At 64.9% G+C, this 13,773-nt stretch carries 16 protein-coding genes; 7 read left to right on the top strand and 9 right to left on the bottom strand.

The annotated features are described in order from the left end of the window. Nucleotides 1-2 precede the first annotated feature (2 nt). Both ABH900_RS12035 and pnuC read left to right on the top strand, forming a co-directional pair. On the top strand, nucleotides 3-2,192 hold the full coding sequence (locus ABH900_RS12035; RefSeq protein WP_429623092.1) for a TonB-dependent receptor: 2,190 nt from the start codon (nucleotides 3-5) through the stop codon (nucleotides 2,190-2,192). A gap of 8 nt (nucleotides 2,193-2,200) precedes the next feature. Continuing rightward, a complete protein-coding gene (gene pnuC, locus ABH900_RS12030; protein ID WP_429623090.1) occupies nucleotides 2,201-2,770 on the top strand; it encodes a nicotinamide riboside transporter PnuC in 570 nt (189 codons plus the stop codon). A gap of 325 nt (nucleotides 2,771-3,095) precedes the next feature. Here the strand turns inward: pnuC and ABH900_RS12025 are convergent, their stop codons facing one another. The 6 genes from ABH900_RS12025 to ABH900_RS12000 form a co-directional block, all read right to left on the bottom strand. Next, a complete protein-coding gene (locus tag ABH900_RS12025) occupies nucleotides 3,096-3,512 on the bottom strand; it encodes a hypothetical protein (RefSeq protein ID WP_429623088.1) in 417 nt (138 codons plus the stop codon). A 101-nt stretch (nucleotides 3,513-3,613) separates the two neighbouring features. Next, entirely contained in the window at nucleotides 3,614-4,588 is a 975-nt protein-coding gene (locus tag ABH900_RS12020) for a Dyp-type peroxidase (RefSeq protein WP_429623086.1), read from the bottom strand. A gap of 181 nt (nucleotides 4,589-4,769) precedes the next feature. Further along, on the bottom strand, nucleotides 4,770-5,096 hold the full coding sequence (locus tag ABH900_RS12015) for a hypothetical protein (RefSeq protein WP_429623084.1): 327 nt from the start codon (nucleotides 5,094-5,096) through the stop codon (nucleotides 4,770-4,772). A 61-nt stretch (nucleotides 5,097-5,157) separates the two neighbouring features. Further along, nucleotides 5,158-5,526, bottom strand: a complete 369-nt coding sequence (locus ABH900_RS12010; protein ID WP_429623082.1) for a VOC family protein — start codon at nucleotides 5,524-5,526, stop codon at nucleotides 5,158-5,160. A gap of 69 nt (nucleotides 5,527-5,595) precedes the next feature. Continuing rightward, nucleotides 5,596-6,363, bottom strand: coding sequence for a helix-turn-helix domain-containing protein (locus ABH900_RS12005; RefSeq protein WP_429623081.1), 768 nt, complete (start codon nucleotides 6,361-6,363; stop codon nucleotides 5,596-5,598). A gap of 125 nt (nucleotides 6,364-6,488) precedes the next feature. Next, a complete protein-coding gene (locus ABH900_RS12000) occupies nucleotides 6,489-7,064 on the bottom strand; it encodes an Ax21 family protein (RefSeq protein WP_429623079.1) in 576 nt (191 codons plus the stop codon). A 199-nt stretch (nucleotides 7,065-7,263) separates the two neighbouring features. Here ABH900_RS12000 and ABH900_RS11995 point away from each other — a divergent pair, with 199 nt between their 5' ends. The 3 genes from ABH900_RS11995 to ABH900_RS11985 all read left to right on the top strand — a co-directional run bounded on the left by ABH900_RS11995 (nucleotide 7,264) and on the right by ABH900_RS11985 (nucleotide 9,739). Continuing rightward, nucleotides 7,264-8,337, top strand: a complete 1,074-nt coding sequence (locus ABH900_RS11995; RefSeq protein WP_429623078.1) for a serine hydrolase domain-containing protein — start codon at nucleotides 7,264-7,266, stop codon at nucleotides 8,335-8,337. Nucleotides 8,338-8,625: 288 nt separating this feature from the next. After that, nucleotides 8,626-8,898, top strand: a complete 273-nt coding sequence (locus ABH900_RS11990) for a hypothetical protein (protein ID WP_429623076.1) — start codon at nucleotides 8,626-8,628, stop codon at nucleotides 8,896-8,898. A 154-nt stretch (nucleotides 8,899-9,052) separates the two neighbouring features. Then, nucleotides 9,053-9,739, top strand: coding sequence for a hypothetical protein (locus ABH900_RS11985; protein WP_429623074.1), 687 nt, complete (start codon nucleotides 9,053-9,055; stop codon nucleotides 9,737-9,739). A 250-nt stretch (nucleotides 9,740-9,989) separates the two neighbouring features. On the opposite strand, the gene ABH900_RS11980 is transcribed toward ABH900_RS11985, so the two are convergent. Continuing rightward, nucleotides 9,990-10,358, bottom strand: coding sequence for a hypothetical protein (locus tag ABH900_RS11980; protein WP_429623072.1), 369 nt, complete (start codon nucleotides 10,356-10,358; stop codon nucleotides 9,990-9,992). Between the two features lie 370 nt (nucleotides 10,359-10,728). Here ABH900_RS11980 and ABH900_RS11975 point away from each other — a divergent pair, with 370 nt between their 5' ends. Then, nucleotides 10,729-11,373, top strand: coding sequence for a DUF2306 domain-containing protein (locus ABH900_RS11975; RefSeq protein WP_429623071.1), 645 nt, complete (start codon nucleotides 10,729-10,731; stop codon nucleotides 11,371-11,373). Here the strand turns inward: ABH900_RS11975 and ABH900_RS11970 are convergent. Beyond that, a complete protein-coding gene (locus ABH900_RS11970; RefSeq protein ID WP_429623068.1) occupies nucleotides 11,341-12,486 on the bottom strand; it encodes a helix-turn-helix domain-containing protein in 1,146 nt (381 codons plus the stop codon). The genes ABH900_RS11975 and ABH900_RS11970 overlap by 33 nt on opposite strands. A gap of 373 nt (nucleotides 12,487-12,859) precedes the next feature. Between ABH900_RS11970 and ABH900_RS11965 the strand changes: the two genes are divergently transcribed. Further along, nucleotides 12,860-13,024 (top strand): hypothetical protein, encoded by a 165-nt coding sequence (locus tag ABH900_RS11965; RefSeq protein ID WP_429623135.1) that lies wholly within the window; start codon nucleotides 12,860-12,862, stop codon nucleotides 13,022-13,024. Nucleotides 13,025-13,084: 60 nt separating this feature from the next. Here the strand turns inward: ABH900_RS11965 and ABH900_RS11960 are convergent, their stop codons facing one another. Next, entirely contained in the window at nucleotides 13,085-13,750 is a 666-nt protein-coding gene (locus tag ABH900_RS11960) for an Ivy family c-type lysozyme inhibitor (RefSeq protein ID WP_429623064.1), read from the bottom strand. Nucleotides 13,751-13,773 lie beyond the last annotated feature (23 nt).

Below are 13,773 nucleotides of genomic sequence, written 5' to 3'. Positions count from 1 at the left end.
GAATGAACCGCTGCCTGCGCCCCACCCTGCTCTCCCTCGCCCTCTGCGCCGCGTTGCCACTGCACGCCAGCGAGGCCGATGCGTCCCCCGATGCGGCCGCCACCGGCACCGAACGCTCGCCGACCGAGCTGGCCGCCGTGCGCGTGCAAGCTGGCAAACCGGCCGCCGATACCTCGCGCGTCAACGCCTTCGGTGGCGGCAGCTGGAAGGACACGCCGGCCTCGGTAAACGTGCTCGAGCGCGACTACCTCGACCGCCGCCAGGTGCGTTCGCTGTCCGAACTGGCCAGCAACGACGCTTCGCTGGGCGATGCCTACGCGCCGGTGGGCTATTACCAGAACATCGCCATCCGTGGCTTCGCGCTGGATGCGGCCACTGGCTACCGTTTCAACGGGCTGTCCATCGCCGGCGAACAGCGCCTGGCGCTGGAGAACGTGCAGTCTGTGGAGATCCTCAAAGGCGAAGCCGGCCTGGCTGCCGGCGTGATGGCGCCGGGCGGCATCATCAACTACATCGGCAAGCGCCCTGCCGAAGTACGCACCGCTACGCTCGGCACCGATTCGGAAGGCTCGCGCTACGTCGCCGTCGACGTCGGCCACTGGATCACCCCGCGCTTCGGCCTGCGCCTGAACGCCGCTTGGGATTCCAGCGATTCCTACGTGGAACATGCCGATGGCCGCCGCAACTTCTATTCGCTGGCGGCGGACTGGCTGATCGGCGAGCGCGGCAAGCTGGAAGTGGATGCCAACTACCAGACCAGTTCGCAGCGCTCGGTATCCGGCTATCAGCTGCTGGGCGCCCGTGAGCTGCCGCGCGGCATCGACCGCGAGCATCTGCTTGGCTACCAGCCGTGGCAGCGCCCGGTGGACATCGCCAGCACCAACATCACCGCGCTGCACACCTACGACTTCAACGAGGCCTGGCAGTCGCGCGTTTCGGTGGGCCACAGCCGTTCGGTGATCGATGACAACGTCGCCTTCGCCTACGGCTGCTACTACGCCGCGCAGTGCGCCGATGGCAGCGTGCCGGGCAACTACTTCGCGCCCAACGGCGACTACGACATCTACGACTACCGCAGCCCGGACGACACCCGCCGCAACCAGCAGGCCCGTGCCGAACTGCGTGGTCGCTTCGAAACCGGCAGCGTCGGCCATCAGCTGAGCATCGGTGCCGACTACTTCCGCCGCACCGTGGACAAGCGCCCCAGCGTCAACGAGTACGTGGGCACCAGCAACATCCACGACGCGCAGGTGCCGGTGTTCGAACCATCGCCGAAGATGCCCGGCCCGTCCGCACGTCGCCTGGACAGCCGCCAGACCGCGTTCTTCGCACTGGACCGGATGAGCTTCGGCGATGACTGGCAGTGGCTGGCCGGTGGCCGCTTCGTGCGCCTGGACGAGCGCGCCTATGACAAGCGCGGCACGCCGCAGCGCCACAGCCGCCTGTCGCGCTTCCTGCCGCAGACCGCGCTGGTGTGGAAGGCCACCGACCAGCTCAACGCCTACGCCAGTTACGTGCGCGGCATTTCGCTGGGCCAGGAAGCACCGTTCTGGACCTCCAACGCCGATACCTTCCTGCCGTCGATGCAGTCGCGGCAGCTGGAAGTGGGTGTGAAGTACGTGCCGGTCGAAGCACTGACCCTGGGCGCGGCAGTGTTCCGCATTTCGCAGCCGTACCAGTACGCCAGGCCCGACAACAGCGACGTCGGCTACACCTTCGTCGAGCAAGGTACCCAGACCCATACCGGCCTGGAGCTGACCGCCAATGGCCAGCTGACCGACGCACTGCAGATCGTAGCCAGCGCCAGCGTGCTGCAGGCGCGCGCGCGCGATACCGGCACGCCGGCCTACGAAGGTCATCAGCTGGTGAACGTGCCCAAGGTGCGCGCCAGCGTGCACCTCGCCTACGCGCTGCCATTCGTGCAGGGCCTGGATGTGACCGGTGGCTGGCGCTACGCCGGTGCCAACGTCGCACGTGCCGACGGCGGCGTGCGTGCACCGGACTACTCGGTGTTCGATGCCGGCCTGCGCTTCCAGCATCGCCTGCACGAACGTGCGGTCACCTGGAACCTGTCGGTGGACAACGTGTTCAACCGCTTCTACTGGCGCGATACCGGCAGCAGCGGCGGTGACTACTACCTGTTCCCCGGCGCACCGCGACAGGCACGCCTGTCGGTGACGTTCGCGCTGTGAGCGGCGTCATGCTGGAGTGGACCGCAGCACTGTGCAGCATTCTCGGTGTCTGGCTGATGGCCCGGCGCCGGCTGGCGGCGTGGCCGGTGGGCCTGCTGTCGGTGGCGCTGTACGGTTTGGTGTTCGCCGAGGCCAAGCTGTACTCGGACACGCTGCTGCAGGTGATCTTCGGCGGCTTCCTGGTCTATGGCTGGATCAACTGGCGCAAGCATGCTGCCGATGAAGGCAGCATCCGCATCGTGCCACTGGCACGCGGCAAACTGCTGCGCGACCTGGCCATCGGCGTGTGCGGAGGCGTGGCGCTGGGTGCGGTCATGCACAGCTTCACCGACGCCGCCCTGCCGTGGCTGGATGCCCTGCTGACCGGTCTGAGCCTGGTCGGGCAGTGGTGGCAGGCGCGCCGCCACGTCGCCTGCTGGTGGGTATGGATTGCGGTGGACGTGGTCTATGTGGGCGCCTACCTGTTCAAATCGCTGCATGTGACTGCGGCGCTGTACGTGTTCTTCCTGGGTCTGGCCGTGTTTGGCCTGCGCGCGTGGAGCGCAGCCGCGCGCGAACCACAGGTGGCAACGCAGTAGAGCCACGCCATGCGTGGCTGTGATGGGCAACCGTGCGCTTCATCCACGCGTGGCGTGGATCTACTGGGTAGTCGCCAACCTTGGTTGGCACGCGCCTGCGACCAAGGTCGGCATCTACCAGGCAACGCAGTAGAGCCACGCCATGCGTGGCTGTGATGGGCAACGGTGCGCTTCATCCACGCGTGGCGTGGATCTACTGGTAGTCGCCAACCTTGGTTGGCGCGCGCCTGCGACCAAGGCCGACATCTACGAGGCAACGCAGTAGAGCCACGCCATGCGTGGCTGTGATGGGCAACCGTGCGCTTCATCCACGCGTGGCGTGGATCTACTGGGTGAGGGCCACGCCGAGGCGCAGCGGCTGGCGCATGTCTGCCGGTGGTGCGGACTGCAACGGCGCGGACTGCAGCGTCGCGCGCAGATCCGCATCCACCTGGCGGTCACCGAGACTGTCGAATTCCAATCTCGAGATACGGCCGTCCGCCGCGATCCACAGGCTCACCGGCAGCGGCGTCGGCGTCTCCGGATGCGCCTGCAGCCACTCCAGCACACGCTGCGCCTGCGGATCCTGCTCCTGTTGCAGGCGCTGCTGCAGCTGGTCACCCACGGCGGCGGCATAGGCCATCCAATGCGCAGGCGCTTCCTGCGCGGACACGCTGGCGCTCCCCAGTGCCAGCGCGCCGAACAAGGTGGCCAGCCGCCACCACCCGCGGCGTGCGCCGCGCCTGTTTCCGGTCATGGTCATCGCCCGCCTCCTGCATTTCCATCCAGCACGACATGGTCGGCGCGGTAGATGACAGGCAGATGGCGGGCAAGCTCGACGCTACGGCTACGAACCGGGGACGATCAGTCGCCCAGGTCGGCCAGCACCTTGCGCGCCGGCGCGAAGAAAGTCACACCGGTGGTGGCGGTGGAAAAGTCGAGGATGCGGTCATGCAGTGGTGCGGGATTGCCGATGAACATGCGCTCCAGCATCGTCTCGATCACCCACAGGCGCCGCGTATAGCCGATGAAGTAGGTACCGTACTCGCCACGGCCCGGGTTGGCGAACGGCATGTTGTCACGCAGGATCTCGTGCTCGCCATCGGCGTCCTCGATGGTGCATAGCGTCTTGTGCGACTTCTGTGCGTCGGCCGGTGCATCATCCAGCTCGATGTTGTCGTGCTTGGTGCGGCCGATGATCGCCTCCTGCGCTTCGGTCTTCTGCGCGCGCCAGGCATCGAGGTTGTGCAGGTACTTCTGCACCACCACGTAGCTGCCGCCCGCGTGTTCCGGGTCTTCATCACCCACGAGGGTGGCCTCCGGCAGCGACAGCCCTTCCGGATTGGCGGTGCCGTCGACGAAATCGAGCAGATCGCGGCCATCGAAATAGCGGAACCCTGCCACATCGTCGACCGTTTCCACCGCATCGCCGAAGGCCATCAGCAGGTTGCGCTCGAACGCCACGATCAGATCCATGGTACGCGCGCGGATGTGGTACAGCAGGTCACCCGGAGTAGATACGGCGGTGTGGGTGGCACCCTTGATCTCACGGAACGGCTTCAGTTCGCGTGGCGGCGTGCTGCCCACCAGCGATTGCCATACGCGGTGGCCAATGGCCACGTTGCAGGTGAAGGTACGCTCGATCTCGCGGATGGCGGTGTTCTTGATCAGGTCGTCGGTGCTGGCCAGCACCTCGCGTGCCTTTGCGATCGAGGCCTCGTCATCCTTCACTTTCAGCACCAGGAACGCGGCCGAGTGGGTCAGCGGCGCCGTGATCTGCTGCGGCTCGTTGTCGAGCGTGTGGTTGAGGGCGGTGATCGGTGCGGGCTGGGAGTTCACGGCGGTTCCTGCGGGCTTGAGGCGGACGCATCGCGCGTGGCGATGTGCGGGCGATCATAGCCGAACCCCCTGATCGGCGACGGAGCGGTTCTCAGTACGCGGTCGATGTCACTTCCGTTTGAGCATCCTGCCGGAAACGTATCGCACGCCGGTCCGCCACGGCCGCATCACCCAGGACGCATCACGGGTCGCTGCAGACAACGTACTGTTGTGGATCGGTCCAGGCGATACGCAGACACGGACCCTCAAGCAGGCCGCGGTCGCGAAGCCAGGAAAATACCTCGGCAGGGCTCCATTCGCGACCGGCCGAGAACGCTACACCAAGATCACGCAGGGCGGCGAACAGCCGTGCTTTGCCGGCGTCGTCGCCCACTTCGGCGCGCAGGGTTGGCGCCTCCCCCTCGAAGCCGAGTGCATGCAGCGCCACACGCACGCCTGCGTGCAGCAGCACCACCTGTACGGTACTGCCGTCGGCCTGCTGCACATAAGCGGAGAGGGGGGTCAGCATGCGGTGGACTCTGCCTGGCTCGACCCCAGTATGCCCCCTCCACGGCGTGCTTCAGCACGTTTCAGCCCACATCACTCCAGACCGCCAGCTCGTAGCCATCCAGATCGCGGAAGTGGAAACGACGACCGCCCGGGAACGCGAACGCCGGCTGCAGCACCTCGCCACCGGCGGCGACCACGCGGTGCTCGGCATCGGCCAGGTCCGCACAGTAGACGATCACCAGCGCACCACCGGGTGCACGCACCGGCGCATCCGCCGCGAAGCCGCCCTTCAGGCGGCCATCGTTGAACTCGGTGTAGGCCGGACCATAGTCGGTAAAGCGCCAGCCGAACACCTCCGCGTAGAAGCGCTTGCTGCGGGCGATATCGGCGACGTTGAACTCGATGTTGTCGATGCGGCGTTCGGCATCGGGGTTGGCAGTGTGGCTCATGGCGTAACTCCGTGGATGGAGCCCGCAGCATTGATCACCGCAGCCTGCGGGTCTTGAACAAAACGGCCATCACTGCCCCCATTCCAACCGCAGCTCGGCTGCGGTCATGCCGGCAAGCTCGCGCGCCTCACGGCTGAGATGCGACTGGTCGGCGTAACCCGCATCGGCGGCCAGCATCGCCAGCGAATGCAACGGTGCAGCGCGGCCGTGGCGCAGGAAACGCTGCAGCCGCAGGATCCGCTCCAGCGTCTTGGCCCCGTAGCCGAACTGGGCCTGGCTGAAACGCCGCAAGCTGCGCGGGCTGAGGTTCAAGCGTGCGGCCAACGCGTCCAGGCTTGCCTGGCCAGAGGCCAGTTGCTGGAACAGGACGTTCGCCCGCTGCGCCTGGGCGTCGATCGGTGCTGCGCCCATGTGCTGCTGCAGGCACTGCGCCATGCGCTGCAGGCGTTCGGCCGGTGCGGTATCACCAATGGAGCCGGCAGCTTGCACAGCCCACCCAGCCTTCAGCTCAACCAGCGGCACGGCCTGGCCAACGATATCGGCCAGCGGCAGGCCCAGTGCGGCCAAGGCCTGGCCTGGGCGGAAACGCGCACCCAGCACCTGCGCGCCGGGCGCCAGCGCCGGATGCGCGGCCACCCGGTCCGGGCCGACCACGAGCAGCGTGCCGTCGCGCCAGAGGATGTCCACGCAGCCATCGGGCAGCACGGTGATGTGGCCACCGGCATCGGCAGCCAGCTGGCTCTGCCAGAGCTGGCCGAAGTGGCCGCGCAGCGGCGCGGGCGCCAGATGTTCCTGGTAGGCCGTGCCGGCACCTGCGAGAGAGAAGGGGTCGCCCATGGCGCATTGTGGCGCCACGCGGCCCAAAAAAGTGAAGCCCGGCGCGAGGCCGGGCTTCGGTTGGCGTGTGGGAGAGAGAGAGAGAGTCACACGCCAGCAAAACACGCACTAACGACAGGCGTTTGTTACCAAGTGAAGCGCGGGCCCACGAACCACTCGCGGTCGCCGGCCTTGGCCAGCTTCACTTCGCCACTCAGGCCCCAGTTCTGGTTGAACTTGGCGGTGGCGCCGACGCGACCGTAGAACTCGCCGTCCGGGTTCACGCCGTTCTTCTTGAAGTAATCCTCGTAACCGGCCATCACGTAGCCTTCCAGGTACGGGTTGAACGCGGTGCGCACGCCGACTTCAGTGGAGTAGCCGTTGAAATCCAGGCCACGCTTCATGTCGAACTTCTGGTACGCAACACGAGCCACCAGGTCGGTGTTCGGTGCGATGCCGTAGTTGTAGCCGGCGCCGATGCGCCACTGGTCGACGTCATTCTTGAACTTGTCGGTCTCCTGCGCGCTGTAGTCGCCGAAGATGTGGAAGTTCGGGTGCACCGCCACGGAACCCTTCACCTTCCAGCCGTCGGCGTCGCCGCCCTTGGCATCGGTGTTCACGTAGCCGCCTTCAACGTAGTTGTACGACAGGCCATCGGTTGCCGATGCAGCGAACGGCAGGGCAGCCAGAAGACCCAGGGCGAGCAGCGAATTCTTGTTCATCGGGACACACCTTTAATTATTTTGGTTTCGTCGACCGCCTCCCGGGAGGGGGAGAGAGAAGAGGCGGTCGACAGGTGTGAATTATCCGTTAGAGGGTCTAATCAACCCTGAATATTGAACTGACTGGTGTATAAATATGGGTCCCGTTCAGGGAACTCTGTCTGCGCCGCGTGCGCGTCATTCCAACCGGGGTTGCATGATGAAGAAACTGGCCTGCCTGCTTCTACTGCTGCTCACGACGTTGATGCTTGCCCAAGGAGCGAATGCGGGCCCTTCTGCAGTTGAGGTCAATGCAGGCGCGCTGGATGACTTCCTCGATCAGGTCGAAAAAAGCAATGCGGGCGTCGGCAGCGTGTCCATCTTCAGGAGCGGGCACGAGGTCTACACGAGAAGTTTCGGGCAGAGGAACCTGCCACCTGTCGTGCATGACGAGAACACCCGCTACCAGATCGCCTCCGTCACCAAGATGATCACCGCCATCCTGGCGTTCAAGCTGATCGAAGATGGGCGGTTGAGCCTGGACGATCATCTATCGGATGTCTTCCCCGACATGCCGTCGGCGCAGCAGATCACCATCGGCCATCTGTTGGGACATTCCAGTGGCCTGGGCAACTTCGCGATAAGGGATGGCTCGGTCTGGGTGGTGGACGAGGTGAGCCAGGCGCGGATTCTCGAAGAGATCCGAAAGCAGGGCACTGCGTTCGAGCCGGGTACGCGCGTGGCCTACTCCAACTCTGCCTACCTGCTGTTGCGGATGATCCTGGAACAGCGTTATGGAACGAACTACCAGACGATCGTCGAGCAGCAGATTGCAGGGCCGCTGGGGTTGAAGCACTTCGCTGCAGCGCCGTCGCACGCCGCCAGCACCTTCAAGTCCTATGCATACACAGGGCAGTGGAACGAGATCAAGGACATTGCGTACACCAACGTGATCGGTGTGGGCGACATCGCCAGCACCACGCAGGATCTGAATGTCCTGATCAACGCCCTGTTCCACAACCGGTTGCTGCGCAGGGAAAGCGTCGACCAGATGACGCCCGCTACCGGCGCGGGGTGGGGAAAAGGACTGGCCGAGTTCGCGTTCGGAGAGCAGCGCTTCCTTGGCCACGGTGGCGACGTACTGGGCTCTCATTCGCGGGTCATCTACAACCCCGCCGATGATCTGGCGATCGCATACGCCACCAATGGCGAGCGCATTCCGACGTCTGATTTCCTGCAGATCCTCGTCGGCATTGTCTACGGTGACGGCTTCACTCTGCCGGCGTTGAAATAGCCGCACCGGCCAATCCACCGGGCAATGGCAACCCACGTTTCCACCGCGCATGAACACGCAGAAGCCTCGCACTGTGACATCGGCTTCATACTGATGAATTGGCAGTTCTGAACGGGCGCAAGGCGATCCGCCGGCGCGCATCAGCTTGCCTGGCCCCGCTTGTTAATCCTGGGTCAGAAGCAGACTTCACAGCTCATCCACGTATTCAAATTCCAGCTGAAAGCGCTTCATCGCGCCGGGAACAAACGCCGCTATATTCCAGCTTCCCCAGACGAAGGAGGGAGTGCAATGAACCTGAACCCGCAACACATGAAGACGGCCCGCGCACTTGCCGTAGCGCTTATCGCCACCGTGAGCCTTGGTGCTTGCGCCTCTTACAAGACCGAATTTGCAACGATCAACTCACGTCTCGATCAGCTCGACGTCAAGGTCCAGGGCGCTGCTCAAAGCGCTGAATCGGCCAACCAGTCCGCACAGCAGGCCAACCAGCGTCTGGACCAGATCGAAGGTCGCGTACAGCAGCTGGAAAGGGCGCCCGCCGGCCGCAAGCCGCGCGGGTAATCACTCCCTCATCGTTTGACGAATACCTGAAACCGGACACCCGTGGCCAATGCGGGTCACGGGTGTCCTTCAACTTCAGGGCCTCATTGCAAGGAGCCATCCCATTCGCACCTCCCCCTCCCCTGCACGCCGCGCCCTCCATGCCGCACTGGCCATGGCGCTGGCCCTTGCGTGCAGCGGCGTAGCCAACGCCAGGGACAAGGATGCACCTGCACAACCGTCGGCTGCCGTTGATGAACTTCCGCCTGACCAGAGCGTGTCCGAGACGGTGATTGCACTGGCCGGCTGGGTGGTCGCAAGCAAGGACAACCAGGGCTATCCGTTCGCGGTGATGGACAAGGCGGCGGCACAGGTTCTGGTCTTCGGCGGCGACGGCAAGCTGCGTGGCGCTGCGCCGGCGCTGTTCGGCTCGGCCATCGGCGATCATTCCGCACCGGGCGTGGCCAAGCTCGCGCTCAGCGCGATTCCTGGCCACGACCGCACCACGCCTGCAGGCCGCTTCATTGGCGGCTACGGTCCCTCCGACGATGCCGGGCGCGTGCTGTGGGTGGACTACGATTCGGCCGTCTCGCTGCACCCACTGCCGCCGGGCAGCCCGAAGGAAAAACGCGCCGAGCGGTTGGCATCGCCGACGCCGGACGACAACCGCGTCACCCACGGCTGCATCAATGTCTCGCCCGCGTTCTATGAGCAGATCGTGCAGTCCACGTTCGAGAAGGGCGGTGTGTTCTACATCCTGCCGGACAAGGATTCGATCGCGAAAACGTTCCCGGAGTTCGCGCAGAGTCGCGCAGAAGCACAGGGCGATGCCGCAGTGGACGCGCAGCACGCTGCCAAGTGAGGGTGGGCGTACACTCCACTGCGTGGGAACTGCGCATCGCGGTTCTGCCCAGCGCCCGTATCAGGTGCCCATGCCCGTTTTCGAGTTCAAAGCCCGCTGGAAGGAAGAGCTGGTCTGCACAAGTCCAGACGGCGCATTCGTTCTTGAGCTGTCGATGGGAACGTTGACCGCCTACCTGCCCTGCAACCTTTCGTAGTTCCGCTCACCGCGGTGGTCTATCAGGTGGTCCGGCCGGACGCATCGCAGTCACTCACCCATCCCGTTGACGTTCGTTCGCCCGAGCATGGTCAACGGCACGTTGCAGTGAATCGAAGTGAAGCTCGTCAACGGCGAAGTACTCGCCGTTGCTTGATATGCCGTACCTTCGCATGAGCTTTCGGTCTGCTACGGAAAGGCGCAACGGCCAGTTGGGACTGGCAAGCGTCAACAGGCCGAAACGATGAACGATCACTTCACCGATGATGAGCGCGGGGAAGATGTGTGCCGCCATGATCGCGAAGTTGGTCAGGCTCCCCCTGTCGAGGCGGCCCGCTTCGTTGTAGGCGGCGTAGGGTGCCCACAGCGGTTGGAGAAGAACGACCAACAGGACCATCAGCGCAATGCTGATGACAGTGGTCACCGCGCGAAGCGGCCAGCGGAATCTGACCGGGGCCCGGCAATGCATGCAATGGAACTGCCGATCACCCAGCCAATGGCGGGGGATGGGCTTCGTGCAATGAGGGCATGCCAGTGTTCTTCCCACGTCCACCTCGCCAGACAGCTGATCCTTGTGGAAACCCCGGAGTGCGTCGCCTGCCTGCCCTCTCGTCGGCGGAGCTTAGGGCCGGGCCACCAGGCAGACAAGCGGGGCTACCCTCGTGCTGAAGCAACCTGATCGCACCCCGTGCGCCGCACCGGCTCGGCCGGTACAGGTACGACTCCGCCGATCCGGACGCTTTTTCCGCAGGTCGCACCCACGCTCGAACCTCCGCCAACACCGAGGTTCCAAGATGCCACACCGCTTTCCCAAGGTCGCCCGCTGGACGGCCGGGCTGGTCTTCGCCCTGCTCTGCGCCGCCGTGGCGGCCTACGCCTTCACCGTGCTGTACGGCCAGCCACACGTGGACAACCCGCTGCAGATGAAGTTTGCGGCGTCGGGCCTGGACGTCCCCGCCCACCTCTTCGGCGGCGGGCTGGCCTTGTTGCTGGCGCCGTTGCAGATGAACGGATGGATCCAACGGCATGTCCCCCGCCTGCACCGGTTGAGTGGCGGCCTGTACACGGGTGGGGTGCTGATTGCCGGGCTGGCCGGCTTCTCCCTGGCATTCCATGCCGAAGGGGGCGCTCCCACCGGCATCGCCTTTGGCCTGCTCGCGTTGGCGTGGCTGGCCACAACCGGTATCGGCGTCGGCCACGCGCTGACCGGCAACCTTGCCAGGCACCGGCGGTGGATGTGGCGCAGCATCGCCCTCACTGCGTCGGCGGTGACATTCCGGCTGATCCTGGGTATCGGCCTGGGCGTGCTGCATCTGCCCTTCGCCCCGGTCTATCTGGTCGCCGCCTGGGGATGCTGGCTCTTCAACCTGGCGGTCTGCGAACTGGTGTTGCGATGGCCGCGGCGGTCAAACGCCGGAGTGTTCTCCAGCGTTCGATGACGCCGCAGCACCCTCGCGCACCGGATGCTTGCGGAAGGCACTGGGCGTCTCACCCAGCTGGCGCTTGAACGCAGCGTTGAACGTCGATTTCGACGTAAAGCCGCAGGCATAGGCGATATCGAGAATGGTCCGGGTGTCCGCACCATCGGCCAGATGGGCCACGGCGGCTTCAATCCGCTGGCGGTTGATGTATTCCCAGAAATTCTCGCCAAAGCGGCGGTTGATGACCGCCGACACCAGATACTCCGGATAGCCACTACGCTTGGCCAGCTGGCCGATCGTGAGCGCCGGTTCGCGGTACAGCTGGTGCTCGGTCATCAACTGCGACAGGCGCGCCTCGACATCGGCGAAGCGTGCGTCGTCGCCTGCCGGTGCCACGTCAGGACTTGCAGGCGCAGATTCCGGAACGGACTCCACCACCACAGCCCCTTGGGTAAGACTGAAGTACCCCATCAGGAAAACCCACGCCGCAACCAGGCCATAGATCAGCGGATAGTCGATCCAGGGAATCCTGACCAGCCACTGCAGGGTGGCAATGAACCAGATGGCGATCTGCGAGAGCGCCATCGCGTCGATCCAGTGCAGCGACATCCGATCCGCATCCGAACGTCGTTGCAGCAGCCCACGCCGGTAACGCCAGACCCACAGCAGACCGGCAATCACATAGGAAAGGCTGTACGCGTACAGCACGATGTTCAACCGCATCCATTCCAGTTCTCCAATGCCCGTCAGCAGGCGCGCGTGGATGCCCTCGGCCGGCACCAGCCCACGCAGGAAGAAGCCGGCATGCAGGGCCAGCACGATGATGAATCCGGAAAGATGCACAGCATCGCGCCAGCGTGCGGCCCTCGCCTCGGTCAGGACCCTGACATAGACATAGAACAGGCTGCCGTACAGGAACGGGAACAGGCCGACGAAACGGAGCGCCTTGCCGGCCGTGGGGTACGACGGGTCCCAGTAGACCGACTTCACCGCCAGATCGATGCCGATCAGCGCGATCCACACCGCCAGCACCCGGTTGGCGCCGGCGTTGACCGGCCTTCGCCAGAGGGCCAACGCCAGCAGCGCGGCCTGTGCGGCGCCGATGGCGAAGACGAGGGTCCAGAAAGCCATCGAGGGGGCCAGTCGGCAGGGCGATGAGCGGGAGCTTAGCAGCCCGTTTCCCGATGGAAGAACAGGACGAACGGCACAGGCCGCGCCTTCGATGAGCTCACTCTGTCGCATTCACCCCATTGCTTGCACCGCGCGCCAGGATGCCAAGTTCGACCCGTGTCGCAGATTGCTCGAACGGCTGAGGCCATTGCGCCGCCTCGATCTGCAGTACCTCAACAGCATGCAAGAATGCTGAAAGCGTCTTGGATCAAACGCTGTTTTCAACTCTTCTGATTGGCGTTGCGCAGTAACGGCAGTACAGATGGCGGGCCACCGGAAAAGGGTGGCCGGGCCTCGAAAACCCGTTAGATCACGAACGTTTGCGGACTGTGCGTTGGCGGGCCTGCGCGTGGCGCTGGAACTGCTGCTGGCTGCCGAGCGCGTGCGCCAGAACGGCCCGGCAGAGGATTACGTGGGCGCCCGCGTGATGGAAGGCCTGATGATGGCCAGCCTGTCGCTGACCGCGCAGGTCAGCGCGCGCATGCGGCCAGAAGAGTGATACGGGCAATTTTGCCGACTGTTCCGCCGGGCGTGGCCCGGCGCTACCGCGGGCCCCACTTTACTCGCAGGAATCGCCTTCTTCCTTCAGCATCGCTTCGTCCAGTGGCCGCTCACTCTCGATCAGCGCACGCTGCTCATCGTTCGGTTCACCCAGCCACCACACTTTGCAGCGCGCGGTAAGGCGGCCGACCATCTTCGACTGCGTGGGCGAGTACAGCATCGCCAGCGCGGTGCCGGGGCAGTCGTGCGCCTGGCAGGCGGTGTAGAACCACCATGGTTCGCCCTGCAGCACCCGCAGCTCGCCCGGACCGCTGGGACCACTCAACAGGCGTTCGCGCAGCGAGGGGATGTCCTTGTCGGCGGATTCTGCCGCCGCCGTGTTCTTCATCAAGGCGTTGAACGCGGCCAGCACCTTCGGGTCCTTGGCGCCGCAGTCATCCACGGTGTTGCCGCCCACCAGGGTGAAGAAATGGGTCGCAAGGGGGTTGTCCTTGCAGGTGAGTTCCGCACCGGCGCCGGGGTCTTCCGGCTCGCCTTCGTTGTCCCACACCGACGGGTCCACGCCGTCTTCGATGGACGGCTCCTTTTCGACCACCGTGGCCGTGGCGGCCGGTGCTTCAGTGGCCGGTGCCGGGGCCACCGGTGCTGCGTCCGGTGCCGGCCCCTGGCCGCAGGCCGCCAGCAGCGCGACCATCGATGACAATGCAATCGTTTGAATCTTCATTCCCTGTCCTGTTCCATCCATTC

This window comes from Stenotrophomonas sp. AN71, assembly GCF_050435725.1.
Lineage (GTDB): Bacteria > Pseudomonadota > Gammaproteobacteria > Xanthomonadales > Xanthomonadaceae > Stenotrophomonas.
The sequence above is the reverse complement of the archived record's forward strand: the minus strand, read 5'-3'. Positions and strand labels throughout refer to the sequence as shown.